Annotated in this window: 15 protein-coding genes and 1 pseudogene; 8 read left to right on the top strand and 8 right to left on the bottom strand. The window is 70.5% G+C overall.

The genetic code is table 11. The annotated features are described in order from the left end of the window. Positions 1-9: 9 nt before the first annotated feature. From EZH22_RS08320 to EZH22_RS08305, 4 genes are all read right to left on the bottom strand, one after another. Positions 10-354, bottom strand: a complete 345-nt coding sequence (locus tag EZH22_RS08320) for a hypothetical protein (protein WP_203195204.1) — start codon at positions 352-354, stop codon at positions 10-12. Further along, a complete protein-coding gene (gene trpB / locus EZH22_RS08315) occupies positions 351-1,604 on the bottom strand; it encodes a tryptophan synthase subunit beta (protein WP_203195203.1) in 1,254 nt (417 codons plus the stop codon). Before trpB ends, EZH22_RS08320 begins: the two co-directional genes overlap by 4 nt. Continuing rightward, positions 1,601-2,338, bottom strand: a complete 738-nt coding sequence (locus EZH22_RS08310; RefSeq protein WP_203195202.1) for a phosphoribosylanthranilate isomerase — start codon at positions 2,336-2,338, stop codon at positions 1,601-1,603. Before EZH22_RS08310 ends, trpB begins: the two co-directional genes overlap by 4 nt. A gap of 70 nt (positions 2,339-2,408) precedes the next feature. Continuing rightward, a complete protein-coding gene (locus EZH22_RS08305) occupies positions 2,409-3,395 on the bottom strand; it encodes a complex I NDUFA9 subunit family protein (RefSeq protein WP_203195201.1) in 987 nt (328 codons plus the stop codon). 315 nt (positions 3,396-3,710) lie between these two features. Here EZH22_RS08305 and rpsT point away from each other — a divergent pair, with 315 nt between their 5' ends. The 4 genes from rpsT (at position 3,711) to recF (ending at position 9,311) form a co-directional block, all read left to right on the top strand. Continuing rightward, positions 3,711-3,977 (top strand): 30S ribosomal protein S20, encoded by a 267-nt coding sequence (rpsT, locus tag EZH22_RS08300; protein ID WP_203195200.1) that lies wholly within the window; start codon positions 3,711-3,713, stop codon positions 3,975-3,977. 1,163 nt (positions 3,978-5,140) lie between these two features. Beyond that, positions 5,141-6,676, top strand: a complete 1,536-nt coding sequence (gene dnaA, locus EZH22_RS08295) for a chromosomal replication initiator protein DnaA (protein ID WP_203195199.1) — start codon at positions 5,141-5,143, stop codon at positions 6,674-6,676. A 303-nt stretch (positions 6,677-6,979) separates the two neighbouring features. Beyond that, positions 6,980-8,101 (top strand): DNA polymerase III subunit beta, encoded by a 1,122-nt coding sequence (gene dnaN / locus EZH22_RS08290; protein ID WP_203195198.1) that lies wholly within the window; start codon positions 6,980-6,982, stop codon positions 8,099-8,101. A 61-nt stretch (positions 8,102-8,162) separates the two neighbouring features. Further along, complete coding sequence (gene recF / locus EZH22_RS08285) at positions 8,163-9,311, top strand: DNA replication/repair protein RecF (RefSeq protein WP_203195197.1); 1,149 nt, start codon at positions 8,163-8,165, stop codon at positions 9,309-9,311. A gap of 20 nt (positions 9,312-9,331) precedes the next feature. On the opposite strand, the gene EZH22_RS08280 is transcribed toward recF, so the two are convergent. Both EZH22_RS08280 and ribA read right to left on the bottom strand, forming a co-directional pair. Further along, positions 9,332-10,087, bottom strand: coding sequence for an SDR family oxidoreductase (locus EZH22_RS08280; RefSeq protein WP_203195196.1), 756 nt, complete (start codon positions 10,085-10,087; stop codon positions 9,332-9,334). Between the two features lie 119 nt (positions 10,088-10,206). Further along, the gene (ribA, locus tag EZH22_RS08275) at positions 10,207-11,331 is read right to left on the bottom strand and encodes a GTP cyclohydrolase II RibA (protein WP_203195195.1); all 1,125 of its coding nucleotides are present in this window, start codon (positions 11,329-11,331) and stop codon (positions 10,207-10,209) included. Between the two features lie 103 nt (positions 11,332-11,434). On the opposite strand from ribA, the gene EZH22_RS08270 reads away from it, so the two are divergent. From EZH22_RS08270 to ptsN, 4 genes and pseudogenes are all read left to right on the top strand, one after another. Continuing rightward, entirely contained in the window at positions 11,435-12,292 is an 858-nt protein-coding gene (locus EZH22_RS08270; RefSeq protein WP_203195194.1) for a RibD family protein, read from the top strand. Then, positions 12,231-12,799 (top strand): annotated as a pseudogene (locus EZH22_RS32580) (cytochrome b). The gene EZH22_RS08270 and the pseudogene EZH22_RS32580 overlap by 62 nt, the downstream one beginning before the upstream one ends. Positions 12,800-12,945: 146 nt before the next feature. Next, on the top strand, positions 12,946-13,536 hold the full coding sequence (hpf, locus tag EZH22_RS08255) for a ribosome hibernation-promoting factor, HPF/YfiA family (protein WP_203195191.1): 591 nt from the start codon (positions 12,946-12,948) through the stop codon (positions 13,534-13,536). A gap of 275 nt (positions 13,537-13,811) precedes the next feature. Further along, positions 13,812-14,276, top strand: a complete 465-nt coding sequence (gene ptsN, locus EZH22_RS08250; protein WP_203195190.1) for a PTS IIA-like nitrogen regulatory protein PtsN — start codon at positions 13,812-13,814, stop codon at positions 14,274-14,276. A gap of 39 nt (positions 14,277-14,315) precedes the next feature. On the opposite strand, the gene EZH22_RS08245 is transcribed toward ptsN, so the two are convergent. Then, positions 14,316-14,570, bottom strand: a complete 255-nt coding sequence (locus tag EZH22_RS08245) for a BQ00720 family protein (RefSeq protein WP_203195189.1) — start codon at positions 14,568-14,570, stop codon at positions 14,316-14,318. A gap of 42 nt (positions 14,571-14,612) precedes the next feature. Further along, entirely contained in the window at positions 14,613-15,038 is a 426-nt protein-coding gene (locus EZH22_RS08240) for an Hsp20 family protein (RefSeq protein WP_203195188.1), read from the bottom strand. Positions 15,039-15,104: the final 66 nt, after the last annotated feature.

The raw sequence follows: 15,104 nt of genomic DNA, 5'->3' as shown, positions 1-15,104 counted from the left end.
CGAAGCGCCCTATTTCTGGCCGGTGATCGCGCACGCGGCGCGGGTGGCGCGGGAGGCGCCGAGCATGCGCACCTGATCCGATCCGGTCATCCCGCCGACGATGGAGAAGACCGTGGTGGCCGCCTTGCCGAGGGTGCGGTTGCCGGCGAAGAACTCGCAGGCGACGTAGGCCTCCGCCACCGTGGCCGTGCCGGCATTCTTCACCGACACGGAGATGTAGGCCCCGGCGGCGTCGGTGAAGACCTTGCCCGTGGAGAGCACCAGGCCGGGAGCCTGGGTCTGGGTCTGGGCGGACGCGGGCAGCGCGGCGCCGGCGAGAAGGACGGCGAACAGTGCGACGGAAAAAGGCTTCATAGGCGCGCCCCCAAGCTTGTCCCGAGAATTTCGGCCACCTGGGGCACGTCCTTGTCCCCCCGGCCGGAGAGGTTCACCACCATCAGGTGATCCCTCGGCCGCTGCGGCGCGAGCTCGATCACCTTGGCCACGGCATGGGCGGATTCGAGCGCCGGAATGATGCCCTCGAGCTTGGTCAGCAGCTGGAAGGCGTCCAGCGCCTCCTGGTCGGTGCAGGACAGGTAGGTCACGCGGCCCACGTCGTGCAGCCAGGAATGCTCCGGCCCGATGCCGGGATAATCGAGGCCGGCGGAGATGGAATGGGCTTCGGTGATCTGCCCGTCGCCGTCCATCAGCAGATAGGTGCGGTTGCCGTGCAGCACCCCCGGCCGGCCACCGGCGATGGAGGCGGCATGCTCGTGCGTGTCGAGGCCGTGGCCGGCCGCCTCCACCCCGAAGATCTCCACCGAGGGATCGTCGAGGAACGGATGGAACAGGCCCATGGCGTTGGAGCCGCCGCCGACGCAGGCCACGAGGCTGTCCGGCAGGCGGCCCTCCATCTCCTGCATCTGCTCGCGCGTCTCGCGGCCGATGATGGACTGGAAGTCGCGCACCATGGCCGGATAGGGGTGCGGGCCCGCCACCGTGCCGATGCAGTAGAAGGTGTCGTGCACGTTGGTCACCCAGTCGCGCAGCGCCTCGTTCATGGCGTCCTTCAGGGTGCGCGAGCCGGACTGCACCGGCACCACCTCGGCGCCCAAAAGCTTCATGCGGAACACGTTCGGCGCCTGCCGCTCCACGTCCACCGCGCCCATGTAGACCACGCACTTCAGGCCGAAGCGCGCGCACAGGGTGGCGGTGGCCACCCCGTGCTGGCCGGCGCCGGTCTCGGCGATGATCCGCTGCTTGCCCATGCGGCGGGCGAGCATGATCTGGCCGAGCACGTTGTTCACCTTGTGGGAGCCGGTGTGGTTCAGCTCCTCGCGCTTCAGGTAGACCCTGGCGCCCCCCTCGCGGCCGGAGGCCGCGGCCACGCCGCGCAGATGCTCGGTCAGGCGCTCGGCGTAATAGAGCGGCGAGGGCCGGCCCACATAATGGGTGAGGTAGCCCGACATCTCCGCATAAAAGGCGGGATCGGCCTTCGCCGCCTCGTAGGCCTGCTCCAGCTCCAGGATCAGCGGCATCAGCGTCTCGGCGACGAACCGCCCGCCATGGATGCCGAAATGGCCGCGGTGATCGGGGCCGGTGCGATAGGAATTGAGAGCGGTCACGACGCGCGGACTTTCGGTGAGAGATCCTCTGGCCCATCCGCCTTGAAGGCGCGGGCCGACGGGTCGGGGAAGCCGGCCGCGGCGCGGCGGGCCGCCGCGACGAAAGCCCGGATCTTCGCCGGGGATTTCACGCCCGGCGCGTCTTCCACGCCGGACGATACGTCGACCCCGTCCATCCGGACCTCGGACAGGGCCTGCGACACATTGTCGGCCGTGAGGCCTCCGGAAAGCATGAGAGGCCGGCCGACGTCAAGACCGGCCACCAGATGCCAGTCGAAGGGGCGGCCGTTGCCGCCGGGCAGCAGGGCCCCGGGATCGGGCTTGGCATCGAACAGGATGCGGTCGGCCACCTCGGCGTAAGCCGGCAGATTGTCGAGGTCCGCCCGGCTCGCCACCGGCAGCGCCTTCATCACCTCCCGGCCGAAGCGGGCGCGGATGGCGGCGACGCGCGCGGGCGTCTCCTTGCCGTGGAGCTGGAGCAGGTCGGGGGAGAACGCCGCCACCACCTCGGCGAGGAGGGCCTCGTCCGGATCGACGAGGAGCGCCACCGTCCGCGCCCGGCCGCCGACGCGCGCCACCAGGGCCGGCGCCTCGGCCAGGGCGAGATGGCGCGGGCTCTTGGGGAAATGGACGAAGCCGACGAGATCGGCGCCCGCATCGAGGGCCGCATCCAGGGCCTCGGCGGTCTTCAGGCCGCAGATCTTCACCTCGAGACGCCGGTCGTCGCTTCCCATCACTTTGCCCCTTGCGGCTGCCGCCCGCCCGGCGGGCGGCGCGGCGTCGGCGGGACGCAAGGCGTCCCGGTCACGTCTCCACGCGGGTGAACTGCCCCGCCTTGCGGAAGCGCCAGAGATAGGTGGGCAGGACCACCGCGAGCGCCGTGGGCGTGATGTCGAGGCCGCCGAAGGTACGGCCTTCCGCCTGGGCGGCGTCCGAGACCACGTTGTCCGCGCGCAGCATGGCCACCTGGTCGGTGGTGAGCGGCGCGCCCGGCGCCCACTGGGTGAGCCGGGCCATGAGGTTGGCGAGGCCGAACGGCAGGTCCACGAGCAGGCGGCTGTGGCCGATCTCGCGCAGCATCAGCTCCATCAGCTCGCGGAAGGTGCGCACCTCGGGACCGCCCAGCTCGTAGGTGGTCGCCGCCCTGGCCTTGCCGTCCACCGCCCGCAGGACGGCGGCGGCGACATCGCCCACGAAGACCGGCTGGAAGCGGGTCGCGCCACCGCCGATCAGCGGCAGCACCGGGGACAGGCGCGCCATGGCGGCGAAGCGGTTGAAGAAGTCGTCCTCGGGCCCGAACACCAGCGAGGGGCGCAGGATGACGGCCTCGGGTACGGCGGCGCGCACGGCGGCCTCGGCCTCGGCCTTGCTGCGGCCGTAGCCGGAGGGGGAGGCGGCGTCGGCGCCGATGGCGGAGACGTGCACCAGCGGCGCGCCCTGCGCCGCGGCGGCCGCCGCCACGGCGCGGGCGCCGAACACATGGACCGCATCGAACGTCTGGCGGCCGCCCTGCGCGAGCACGCCGACGAGGTTCACCACCGCCTCGGCGCCGTCCACCGCGCGGGCGACGCTGTCGGGATAGCGCACATTGGCCTGGCTGACCTGGATCTGGCCGACGAAGCCGATGGGCTGGAGGAAGCCGGCGAGCTCGGGGCGCCGCACCGCGACACGCACGCGGTAGCCGCGCATGGCCAGCGCCCGCACCACATGGCGCCCGAGAAAGCCCGAGCCGCCGAACACCGTCACCAGGCTGTCGCTCACCGGACGATCGGTCACCGTCACATCGCTCATGCCGAACCCCCGCCTTGCCGGCTCCGCGCCGGCACGCATCGGTGGCGCCGGCCCGCTCATATATAGAGTGCGCGCAGCACATACGCGATGCCGCCCCGCTCCGTAAAGCCGGCTGTTGCCGGCGGCCCGCCCCGCCCGGCGGACACCGGGCCGGAACACGGGGTCCCGCACACATGTATTGACGCGGACGCGCGCCACCCCTATAAGCCCGGCACTTCGCTGGCGGCGATAGCTGCCGGCTTGTTCACCCATTCATGCGCGACGCGGGCTGGCCAAAGGGCCGATCTGCACGGCGCGAACCAGCAAGGACGGCCGATGGCCAATACGCCTTCCGCCAAGAAAGCGGTGCGCAAGATCGAGCGCCGCACTGAAGTGAACCGGTCGCGCCGGTCCCGCGTGCGCACCTACCTGCGCAAGCTGGAGGATGCGCTCGCCGCCGGTGACGCCACCGCCGCCGCAACCGCCTTCCAGGCCGCCGAGCCGGAGATCATGCGCGCGGTGACCAAGGGCGTGATCCACAAGAATACCGCTTCGCGCAAGGTTTCCCGCCTTGCTGCGCGCGTGAAGAAGCTCAGCGCTTGATTTAGATCAATCAATCTTGCTGACCGAATGTAAAGGCCCGGTATTACCGGGCCTTTTTGTTTGCGCGCGCTCCCGGCGCACGCCGCCCGCCGCATCCGGCCGGTCCGTGGTCGCGGCACGCCGTGGGTCGCCGGCGCCGCGCGCGGCGGCAGAACGTCGCAAAGCCGATTCTCGCACGCCGTCAAGAGGCGGATTCCGAGGGTCGTTAGCCGACAATTTTCGCCTGTCGCAAACCGCTCAGAAAAACAACATCCCGGTGAAGAGGTTAGGAGCAAAGGCTCAGTTAGGCCCCAAGGCGGCCCCTTTTCCACGGTACCAGAAGACCCCTCCCCAAAGCGGCGGCTCCGCCCGTCCGGGCCGCGGCGCACGGCGGATTCTCGTTGCAGCGACAGAGGTTTGCCGGCTGATGGAAAGCTCCCGGGGTCGCCCCCGAAAACCTGTCTTGCCCCCGTTATCCCATGGCGCGGGGGAAAGGCGTTGCACCCCCAAGGGGCCCTGTGTATGTTCAATCTCACTCCGGGAGCGACACCGGGTTTACCGACAGATTGAAGATTTCACGGCCTTCGTGGATGAGGAGGGGGCGCAACGTGTCTGTATTCGTTCACGAGCCCCCGTTGACCAGCAGTATTTGGCGTACCTGGAACCCTCTTCCGTCGGAGCTATGCTGAGAGTGGACATCAGGTCCGACTCTCGGCGCGTGTGAGAACAAGCAAAAATCTGCTTCAATCCAAAGGCTGCCGGTGTTTTCCATCGGCGGAAATGGGGCGGCTATGACTTCTGGGATACAAGCGGCAGCGGACATGGCGCACTTCACCTTCATTTCGGCCCGCCCGCGTCCTGTCCGGGCGGCCGGGACGGGAAGCCCGCCGCTCGCGTGTCCCACGGTGGCGACCCCGCCGGCGGCCCAGGCGGGTCGCCCCCTCGGCAGCAGGGACCGCGCATGAAGCTGCGCTGACGCTGCCCGCGTCGAGACAGGCGCCCCGTTTCGTTTCAACCAGATCCGCATGAAGCCGCGCAGCCCGCGAGGGCGCGGGAGGCTTTTGCGCCACAACCAGGGAACCGCCTTGCGGGCGGTCGGAGCTTCTATGCTCAAGCCACATTCGTCGGCCGCCACACGTGCCGGAACCGCTGCCTTTCAGCCCGCCCTTGCGGAGACCGCCGGCATGGATTGCGCTTCATCACCCTGGGAGCGCGTGCGCCAACGCCTGCGCGAAGAGATCGGCGAGGAGAAGTTCTCGAGCTGGTTCGCCCGCATGGACCTCGACGCCCTCACCGGCGAGGCGGTGCGCCTGTCGGTGCCCACCCGATTCCTCAAGTCCTGGATTCAGGACAACTACCTGCCCCGCATCACCGAGATCTGGGCCGAGGAGAGCGGCGCGCGCCGCCGCATCGACCTGTCCGTGCGCAATGCCTTTGCCCGCCCGGTGGCGCTGAAGACCAACGGCGGCCGCGAGGTGGTGAGCGAGCGTCCCGACGCGCGAGCCCCCCAGGCCCGTGCGCCGGAGAACCGCTCCCAGGATGCCCGCGGGCAGGAGACATCGCGCCAGGATCAGCGGGCGCAGCCGCCCCGGACCCAGGAGCAGCGGAACCAGGACGCGCGCAGCGCGGCGGAGAGCCGTGACGCCGCGGCGCTGCCGGCGGCCGGCGACGTCTCCTCCGGCTCGCCGCTGGATCCGCGCCTGACCTTCGAGAGCTTCGTGGTGGGCAAGTCCAACTCGCTCGCCTTCGCCGCCGCGCGGCAGGTGGCCGAGACGGCGCCCGGCGCCGCCCCCGTCTTCAATCCGCTCTATCTCCATGCGGCGGTCGGCCTCGGCAAGACCCATCTCCTGCAGGCGGTGGCCCGGGCCGGCGCGGCGCATGGCCGGCGCACCACCTACCTCACCGCCGAGCGCTTCATGTACGGCTTCGTGGCCGCCCTGAAGACCCATTCGTCCATCGCCTTCAAGGACACGCTGCGCACCATCGACACCCTGGTGATCGACGATCTGCAATTCCTGAAGGGCAACAATCTGCAGCAGGAATTCTGCCACACCCTCAACGCCTTGCTGGATGGCGGGCGGCAGGTGGTGGTGGCCGCGGACTGCATGCCCGGCGAGCTCGAGCACCTCGACGAGCGCGTGCGCTCGCGCCTTGCCGGCGGCCTCGTGGTGGAGCTCGGCGCGCTGGAGGAGGACCTGCGCCTGGAGATCCTGAAATCGCGCTACCAGGCACTCACCGAGCAGCACCGCAGCTTCGCCGTGCCCGCACCGGTGCTCGAATTCCTCGCCCGCTGCGTCGGCCAGAGCGGGCGCGACCTCGACGGCGCGCTCAACAAGCTGCTGGCGTTCAACCAGCTCACCGGCGAGCCGGTGACGCTGGAGATGGCGGAGAATGCGGTCAAGGACCTCATCCGCCCCACCGATCCCAAGCGCGTGCGGGTGGACGACATCCTGCGCGTGGTGGCCAAACACTACAACGTCACCCGCGCCGACCTGCTCTCCCAGCGGCGCACCGCGACCGTGGTGAAGCCGCGCCAGATCGCCATGTACCTGGCCAAGACCCTCACCCTGCGCTCGCTGCCGGAGATCGGCCGGCGCTTCGGCGGCCGCGACCACACCACCGTGCTGCACGCGGTGCGCAAGATCGACGGCCTCGTCGCCACCGACCGGGCGCTGGCCGAGGAGATCGAGGTGCTGAAGCGGCTCGTGCTCGAGCCCTGAGCCCGGTTTTCAACCGCGCCGCCCCCCTGCGCGGCGCATGTTGTTTCTAAAATCGCATCCGACCCTTGCCTTGGCGCGGCTTGAACGGCAATGTCTGCGGCCCGGTGCCCGCCCGTGCGGGCGCCCTGCGCGGCAATGCTTGCGTCGCCGCGTGGCTGCCACCCTGGAGCACGTTCCGTCTGGCCGCGACGGCGGTCGGGCGAGCAACGTTCTCCATTCCCGAATGTCGAGGCGGACCCCGGCGGTGCAAAGCATCTGCCCGCGCGGGTCCGGCTCCGAGCGAAGAGTGAACGGGCCAGGACCATGAAGGTCACCGTCGAGCGCGCCGAGCTTCTCAAATCGCTCAGCCACGTGCACCGTGTCGTGGAGCGGCGCAACACCATCCCGATCCTGGCCAACGTGCTGATCAAGGCCGGCAAGAACGGGCTGGAGCTGAAGGCCACCGACCTCGATCTCGAGGTGGTGGAGAGCGTGCCGGCGGAAGTCGGGCAGGCGGGCGCCACCACCGTGCCCGCCCACGTGCTCTACGACATCGTGCGCAAGCTCCCCGAGGGCGCGCAGGTGCAGCTGGAGGCCGGCGGCGAGCGCGGCACGCTCACGGTGCGCGCCTCCCGCGCCCGCTTCTCCCTCCAGACCCTGCCCGAGGCCGATTTCCCGGACCTGGCGGCGGGCGAATTCTCCCACACCTTCAAGGTGAAGGGCGCGGACTTCCGGCGCCTGGTGGACAAGACCCAGTTCGCCATCTCCACCGAGGAGACGCGCTATTACCTCAACGGCATCTACCTGCACGTGACCGACGGCGCCGCCGGCAAGCCCATGCTGCGCGCGGTGGCCACCGACGGCCACCGCCTCGCCCAGGCGGAGCTGGAAGCCCCGGCCGGGGCCCAGGGCCTGCCCGGCGTCATCGTCCCGCGCAAGACCGTGGCCGAGATCCAGAAGCTGCTGGAGGACAAGGAGGCGGAGGTCACCATCTCCCTCTCCACCACCAAGATCCGGGTGCAGGTGGGCGGCATCGTGCTCACCTCCAAGCTCATCGACGGCACCTTCCCCGACTATGGCCGGGTGATCCCGCAGGGCAACGACAAGACCCTCATCGTCGACAAGGACGAGTTCGCCGCCGCGGTGGACCGCGTCTCCACGGTGTCGAGCGAGCGCGGCCGGGCGGTCAAGCTTTCGCTGGCCGACGGCAAGATGACGCTCTCCGTCACCAATCCCGATTCGGGCAGCGCCACCGAGGAGCTGGAGGTGGACTATGCCGCCGAGCCCCTCGATATCGGCTTCAACTCCCGCTATCTGCTGGACATCACCTCGCAGCTCGAAGGCGACACGGCGGAGCTGAAGCTCGCCGATCCCGGCTCGCCGACCCTGGTGCGCGATTCCACCAAGACCGACGCGCTCTACGTGCTCATGCCCATGCGGGTGTGAGGCGTTGCGGGGGCAGGGCGAGGCCGCGCATCCAGAATCCGGCCCGAGCCCGTCCGCCCGCATGCCCCGCGCCGCCATCGTCAAGCTCACCCTCACCGGCTTCCGCTCCTACGCGGCGGCGCAGCTGGGCGCGGGCGACGGGCCGGTGGTGCTCACCGGGCCGAACGGGGCCGGCAAGACCAACATCCTCGAAGCCCTCTCCTTCCTCTCCCCCGGCCGCGGGCTCCGGCGTGCCCAGCTCGGCGACGTGGGCCGCCGGGCATCGGACCCCACCGGCGAGACCGGCCCCGGCGCCGCCTGGGCGGTGTCCGCCCTTGTGGACGGCGCCCTGGGCGAGGCGCGGCTGGGCACCGGCTTCGACCCGGCCCAGGATGGCGGGCAGCGGCGCTGCCGCATCGACGGCGAGCCCGTCCCCTCCGCCAATGCCTTCCTCGACCATCTCAAGGTGCTCTGGCTGACGCCGGAGATGGACGGCCTGTTCCTCGGCCCGCCCGGCGACCGCCGGCGCTATCTCGACCGCCTGGTGCTGGCGGTGGACGGCGCCCACGGCACGCGGGTGAACGGGCTCGAACGCGCCTTGCGCTCGCGCAACCGGCTGCTGGAGGAGAACGGCTCCGCCCGCTTCCTCGACGCGGTGGAGCACGAGGTGGCCGAGCTCGCCGTGGCGGTGGCCGCCGCGCGGCTGGAAACCGTGGGGCGGCTCGGCGCCGAGATCGCCGCCCATCGCGACGAGGCCTCCCCCTTTCCCTTCGCCGAGCTGGCCCTGGACGGGGAGGTGGAGCGGCTCATCGCCGCCTGTCCGGCGCTGGAGGTGGAGGACCGCTACCGCGCCGTCCTGCGCGAGGGCCGCCCGCGCGACAAGGCGGCCGGGCGCACGCTGGCGGGGCCGCACCTCACCGACCTCGCGGTGAGCCACGGCGAGAAGCGCCTGCCGGCTGCGCGCTGCTCCACCGGGGAGCAGAAATCCCTGCTCATCGGACTGACCCTGTCCCATGCGCGCCTGGTGGCGGCCATGCAGGGGCTGTCGCCGGTGCTGCTGCTGGACGACGTGGCGGCCTATCTCGACGCGGCGCGCCGGGCCGGCCTGTTCGACGCCCTGCGCCGCCTGGGCGCCCAGGTCTGGATGACCGGGGCCGACCCTTCCGCCTTCGCCGCCCTCGACGGGGCCGAGCGTTTCGACGTGACGCCCGGCCGCGTGGCACGGGCCTGACAGCCGCGCCCGAGACCGCCTCAGCCGCGGCCGACGAGGGGCATCTTGGTGGCCATCACCGTCATGAACTGCACGTTGGCCTCCAGCGGCAGGCTCGCCATGTAGACCACGGCGCTCGCCACATGGGCCACGTCCATCACCGGCTCCACCTTGATGGAGCCGTCCGCCTGCGGCACGCCGGCTTTCATCTTCTGGGCCATGGGCGTGTCGGCATTGCCGATGTCGATCTGGCCGCAGGCGATGTCATGGGCGCGCCCGTCCAGCGAGGTCGACTTGGTGAGGCCGGTCATGGCGTGCTTGGTGGCGGTGTAGGGGGCGGAGAACGGGCGCGGGGCGGTGGCGGAGATGGAGCCGTTGTTGATGATCCGCCCGCCGCGCGGCGTCTGCGCCTTCATCACGCGGAAGGCCTCCTGGGTGCACAGGAAGGGGCCGGTGAGGTTGGTGTCCACCACCTGCTTCCACTGGGCGAAGGTGAGGTCCTCCATGGGCACGGCGGGGGCGCCGGTGCCGGCATTGTTGAACACCAGGTCGAGCCGGCCGAACTTCTCCACCGTCGCGGTGAACAGCGCCCGCACCGAATCGGGATCGGTCACGTCGGTCGGCACGCAGAGGACGTCGCCGCCGGAAATGGCGGCGGCGGTCTCCTCCAGGGCTTCCAGGCGGCGGCCGGCCAGGGCGACGGAGAAGCCGGCGCCGGCCAGCGCCACCGCCACCGCGCGTCCCACCCCCGAGCCGGCGCCGGTGATGATGGCGATCTTCCTGCCCTTGCTGCTCATGCTCGCTCTCCCCGCGTCTTGCCGTGCGTTGCCGGAGCGTTTTAAATCGTTTTGAGCCCGCCCGACAACCGCCGCGGCGCAGCTTTGTCCCCGCGGCCGAGCGCCGGCAGCCGGATGGATCAGTCGGGCGCGCGGGCGGCGAGGGCGTCGAAGTCGATATAGTGGCCGGCGCGGTCGCGCTTGGAGGCCAGATAGCGCACGTTTTCCGCCGTGGGGCGCCCGAGCACCCGCTGCTCGGCCACCACATCGAGCCCCGCCGCCGTCAGCGCGGCGATCTTCTGCGGGTTGTTGGTGAGCACGCGCACGGCGCTCACCCCCAGCTGGCGCAGCATCTCGGCGGCGAAGTCGAAGCGGCGCTGGTCGAGGTCGAAGCCCAGCGCGGCGTCCGCGTCGTAGGTGTCGAGGCCCTGCGCCTGCAGGGCATAGGCGCGCATCTTGTTGGAGATGCCGTTGCCGCGCCCCTCCTGGTCCAGATAGAGCAGGATGCCCCCCTCCCCTTCCGCCATGCCGCGCACGGTGTCGCGCAGCTGGTCGCCGCAGTCGCACTTGAGCGAGCCGAACAGATCGCCGGTGAGGCAGGCCGAATGCAGCCGCACCGCCACCGGGGCGGCAAGGTCCGGCCGGCCCACCACGATGGCCACCTGGTCGCGCAGGCCCTCGCCGCCGCGAAACACCACGAACTCGGTCTCGGGCGCGCCTTCCAGCGGCACCGGCGCGCGACCGACGATGGCCAGGCGCGCCACCTGCGCCGCGCGGTAGGCCATCACCTCCGCGCCGGCGACGCGGACAAGGCCGGCCGCCTGCTCCGGCGGCAGCACCGCCACCACCGCCGCCGGAAGCACCAGGGCGAGGCCCAGAAGCTCCAGCGCCGCGAGGTCGAGCGCGCCGGCGGGCGCCACCGGCGCGTCGAGGCGGGCATCGACCTTCAGGGTCAGGGTGGCGATGCGGGCCGCATCGAGGCGGGGCAGCGCCAGCATTCCGGCCTTCTGGCCCGCCTTCTCCCGCGGCGCGCCGAGCCGCAGCAGGCGGGGGGCGGGCAGGACGAGGCGCGCATCGCAGGCGCCCCCGGCCTCCAGGGCCGCGCCGGCATCGGCGCCGAAGGTCTCCGCCGCCAGGACGATCACCGCCTCGGCCCCGTCCTCGACGCGCACCGCGCGTCCCGCCCGCACTTCCGACAGCGCGCGTTCCACCGCAATACCGCCGGACGCGCCCCCGAGGCCGAGACCATCATTCACGAACGCCATGCCGACCTCTCGAAAATGCGATCCGTCCGATTGGAAGAGACGTAACAAAATGCGGATAAGCTGCGTTCCAATCCCATGAACACCTTACGGCGGACCCCGACCGATGGATGACACGACCGGACGGCCGAAACGGGCTTCGCGCCGGCCCGCCGCCGCAGCCTGCGTTCAGGTGGCGATCCCGGCGGCCGCCCACAAGGCGCCGGACGGCCCGCGCGAACGTGATCGACCCTTCGTCATCGCCCAGCTCGGCCAGTCGTTGGACGGGCGGATCGCCACCACGTCGGGGGAATCCAAATACATCAACGGCGCCCATGCCCTCGACCACCTGCATGCCCTGCGCGCGTCGGTGGATGCGGTGGTGGTGGGGGTCGGCACCATCGCCGCCGACAACCCGCTGCTCACCGTGCGCCGCATCCCCGGCCGCAGCCCGGCGCGGGTGGTCGTGGACCCGTCCGGCCGCGCCGATCCCGCCGCCCTCTGCTTCCGCGCCGACGGCGCCCGCCGCATGGTGGTGCGCCGGGCCGGCCTCGACCGGCCGATGGCGGAGGGGGTGGAGGAGATCGTGCTCGCCGGCGCGGCGGCCTTCGCCCCGGCGGCCATCCTCGCGGCGCTGGCCGAACGGGGCATGGGACGCATCCTGCTGGAAGGCGGGCCGAGCACGCTGCGCGCCTTCCTCGCGGCCGGCGCGATCCATGCCCTTCACGTTTTCGTGTCCCCGGTGATCCTCGGCGCCGGGCGGCTCGGCCTCGAACGCGACGCGTGCGACAGTCTCGCCGATGCCTTGCGCCCGCCCGCCCGCGTGCAGGTCTTTCCGGATGGCGACGTGCTGTTCGAATGCGACCTGTCCCGCGCGGCGGATTGCGGCGGGACGCACGAAGACCGAAGGGAGACCGTGAGCCATGAGCCCGACGAGCAGGCCCCCCGAGGCCGCGATCCTGAAGCCCTACGCGCCGCCGGCTAGGTGGCTGCACTGGATCATGGCGGCGCTGGTGCTCGCGGTGATTCCCGCCGGCTTCGTGATGATGAACATGGCGTCCGGCCCGGCGCAGGACCGCCTGTTCGACCTCCACCGCTCCATCGGCTTCACCATCCTGTGCCTCGCGGTGCTGCGGGTGCTGGTGCGCATCCTCAACCCACCCCCGGACGGCCGGAAGGCATGCACCGGCACATGTGGCTGACGGCGGAAGCCGTGCACTACGCCCTGTATGCGCTGATCTTCGTGATGCCGGTGCTGGGCTGGCTCGCCTCCAACGCCTTCGGCTCGCCGGTCAGCGTGTTCGGATTGTTCACCCTGCCCAACATCGTCGGCAAGGACGACGCCCTGGCCGACCTGTTCGGCAACTGGCACCAGCGCCTCGGCTACCTGATGACGGGACTGCTGGTTCTGCACATCGGCGCCGGCCTGTTCCACGGCGTGATCAAGCGCGACGGGGTGTTCTCGCGCATGTGGCCCGGCCTCTCGCGCTGAGCCCGCCGTCGCCGGCCGGGCGGGCGCGCGCACGCTCCGTGTTTCCGTTGACATGCCGGCGAAGCACTCCTACCACTTGTATGGCCGGCCGGTTTGTAATGCAGAACGGGGTTCCAATCGGCTCCGTTCATAGGGGATCAAATCGCATGGCCCTACGCGTGTCCGGAAAGAATCTCGACGTGGGCGAAGCCCTTCGCCAGCGTCTCATTGAGCGGGTCTCCGAAGTCCTCGCCAAATATTTCGATGGCGGATGGTCGGGACATGTCACCGTCACCCGGGACGGCTCCGGTTACCGCTCGGAATGCATGCTCCATCTCGATTCGGGGGTGAACCTGCAGGCGCACGGCGCCGCGCAGGATGCCAATTCCTGTGCCGATTCGGCGGTGGAGAAGATCGAGAAGCGCCTGAGGCGCTACAAGCAGCGGCTGAAGGATCGCCACGGCCACGGCAATGGCGGCGGCGACTATGAGGGCGACTACGCCGCCCAGAGCTATGTGCTCAGCGCCCCCGAATCGGACGTGGAGGAGGAGCTCGAAGGCTGGAGCCCCACCGTGGTGGCCGAGCAGGTGACGCGCCTGCGCAGCCTGTCCGTGGCCGACGCCGTGGTGGAACTCGACATCACCGGGGCTCCGGTGGTGGTGTTCCGCCATGCGGGGCATGGACGGGTCAGCGTCGTCTATCGCCGCGCCGACGGCCATGTGGGCTGGATCGACCCGGCGACCGAGGAACTCCATTGAGGCGCTCCCTCCCCCGCGGATTTCGGCCGGGCACGGCCTGAAGCCCGCGGTTTGGACCCGGCTCGCGGCCCAAGATGGAGTCGCAGCTTGAGACTTGGGCGCGATCCCTTTAGATGGAGGCGAAATGACGACCTCCGTGAGGGATCGCTCCCCGCGTGTTGAACAGAGACGGATCTGGCTTTGCGGGGGGCCGCGGAGCTGTTCCTCCGCAAAGCATCCGGCTCTTGCGGCCGCCGCTTCTTGAGCAACGGCCGCTCGCCGCAGGGATCCGATCCATGCCTCTCGCCGACCTTCTCGCGCCGAACGCGGTATTCCCGATGCTACGGGCGAGCAGCAAGAAACAGGCCCTTCAGGAACTCGCGCACAATGCGTCGCTGCTGATGGGCCGCGACCAGCGCGAGATCTTCGAGACCCTGCTGCAGCGGGAGCGGCTCGGCTCCACCGGCGTCGGCAACGGCATCGCCATCCCGCACGGCAAGCTGTCGGGCCTCACCAAGCTGTTCGGGCTGTTCGCCCGGCTGGAAAAGCCCATCGACTTCGAGGCGCTGGACGGCGCGCCGGTCGACCTCGTCTTCCTGCTGCTCGCGCCGGAAGCGGCGGGCGCCGACCATCTGAAGGCCCTCGCCCGCGTCGCCCGCATGCTGCGCGACCCCGACGTGGTGGAGAAGCTGCGCGCCACCCGCGACGCGGGCGCCATGCATGCCCTGCTCACCGCCACCTCGGCGTCCAACGCCGCGTGAGGCTGCGGCCCGGTCAGGCCGCATCCCCCGCGCGCGGGGTCAATGCACGCTCACCGTCACCAGCTCGTGCTCCATGGCATTGGCCAGCGCCGCCTCGCGGCTGTCGGTCAGCATGATGGGCGTGCCGTCCGCCGCATGCAGCGTGAACAGCGTCATGCCCGGCGCGATCTGCGGCGCCTGGGGAAACAGCGAGGCCACGTCCTCGGAACGGATGGAGCGCACATAAGCGATCTCTCCGCCGCCAAGCACCGCGAGGGCCTCCTGGCTGATCTCATGTTCGATATCGTGTGTCATCTGCCTTACTCCTCACTCCTGGCAACGTGGCTCGCCTCGCCCTTACGGGCGCGAGACGATGGCGATGCGCTTGGCGTGGCGAGCGGGTTCCGGACGCACCAGGTCCACCGAGAGCAGCCCGTTCTTCAGTTCGGCGCCGAGCACGTTCATGCCCTCCGCCAGAACGAAAGTCCGCTGGAACTGCCGGGCGGCGATGCCCCGATGCAGGAAGACGCGGCCCTGCCCATCCTCGACCTGGCGGCCGCGAATGGTCAGCTCCTTCTCTTCAAGGACGACCTCGAGCTGATCCGCCGTGAACCCCGCCACCGCCAGAGTGATTCTCAGGCGCAGCGGCTCCTCGACGGCCTCGATCCTCTCCACATTGTAGGGAGGATATCCCTCGGCGCTCTTGGCCACCCTGTCGAGTGCCCGCTCGACCTCGTCGAACCCCAGAAGAAAGGGGGACGACAGCGAAGACATCCGCGACATCCGTCAAAGCCCTCGTCAAGCGACTTTGCATTGCCGGGCGCGCACCACTCCGGCCGCGCCCGCCGG

The organism is Xanthobacter dioxanivorans, assembly GCF_016807805.1.
GTDB lineage: Bacteria > Pseudomonadota > Alphaproteobacteria > Rhizobiales > Xanthobacteraceae > Xanthobacter > Xanthobacter dioxanivorans.
Note: the sequence above shows the minus strand (reverse complement) of the source record. Positions and strands in the feature narration are given on the sequence as shown.

Bases quoted from the DNA above. Each gene is read 5' to 3' on its own strand.
- hpf (WP_203195191.1), top strand. From the start codon at position 12,946: ATGGCCCTACGCGTGTCCGGAAAGAATCTCGACGTGGGCGAAGCCCTT.
- ptsN (WP_203195190.1), top strand. From the start codon at position 13,812: ATGCCTCTCGCCGACCTTCTCGCGCCGAACGCGGTATTCCCGATGCTA.
- EZH22_RS08240 (WP_203195188.1), bottom strand. From the start codon at position 15,038: ATGTCGCGGATGTCTTCGCTGTCGTCCCCCTTTCTTCTGGGGTTCGAC.
- EZH22_RS08305 (WP_203195201.1), bottom strand. From the start codon at position 3,395: ATGAGCGATGTGACGGTGACCGATCGTCCGGTGAGCGACAGCCTGGTG.
- rpsT (WP_203195200.1), top strand. From the start codon at position 3,711: ATGGCCAATACGCCTTCCGCCAAGAAAGCGGTGCGCAAGATCGAGCGC.
- dnaN (WP_203195198.1), top strand. From the start codon at position 6,980: ATGAAGGTCACCGTCGAGCGCGCCGAGCTTCTCAAATCGCTCAGCCAC.
- EZH22_RS08245 (WP_203195189.1), bottom strand. From the start codon at position 14,570: ATGACACACGATATCGAACATGAGATCAGCCAGGAGGCCCTCGCGGTG.
- EZH22_RS08320 (WP_203195204.1), bottom strand. From the start codon at position 354: ATGAAGCCTTTTTCCGTCGCACTGTTCGCCGTCCTTCTCGCCGGCGCC.
- dnaA (WP_203195199.1), top strand. From the start codon at position 5,141: ATGGATTGCGCTTCATCACCCTGGGAGCGCGTGCGCCAACGCCTGCGC.
- recF (WP_203195197.1), top strand. From the start codon at position 8,163: ATGCCCCGCGCCGCCATCGTCAAGCTCACCCTCACCGGCTTCCGCTCC.
- EZH22_RS08280 (WP_203195196.1), bottom strand. From the start codon at position 10,087: ATGAGCAGCAAGGGCAGGAAGATCGCCATCATCACCGGCGCCGGCTCG.
- EZH22_RS08310 (WP_203195202.1), bottom strand. From the start codon at position 2,338: ATGGGAAGCGACGACCGGCGTCTCGAGGTGAAGATCTGCGGCCTGAAG.
- EZH22_RS08270 (WP_203195194.1), top strand. From the start codon at position 11,435: ATGGATGACACGACCGGACGGCCGAAACGGGCTTCGCGCCGGCCCGCC.
- ribA (WP_203195195.1), bottom strand. From the start codon at position 11,331: ATGGCGTTCGTGAATGATGGTCTCGGCCTCGGGGGCGCGTCCGGCGGT.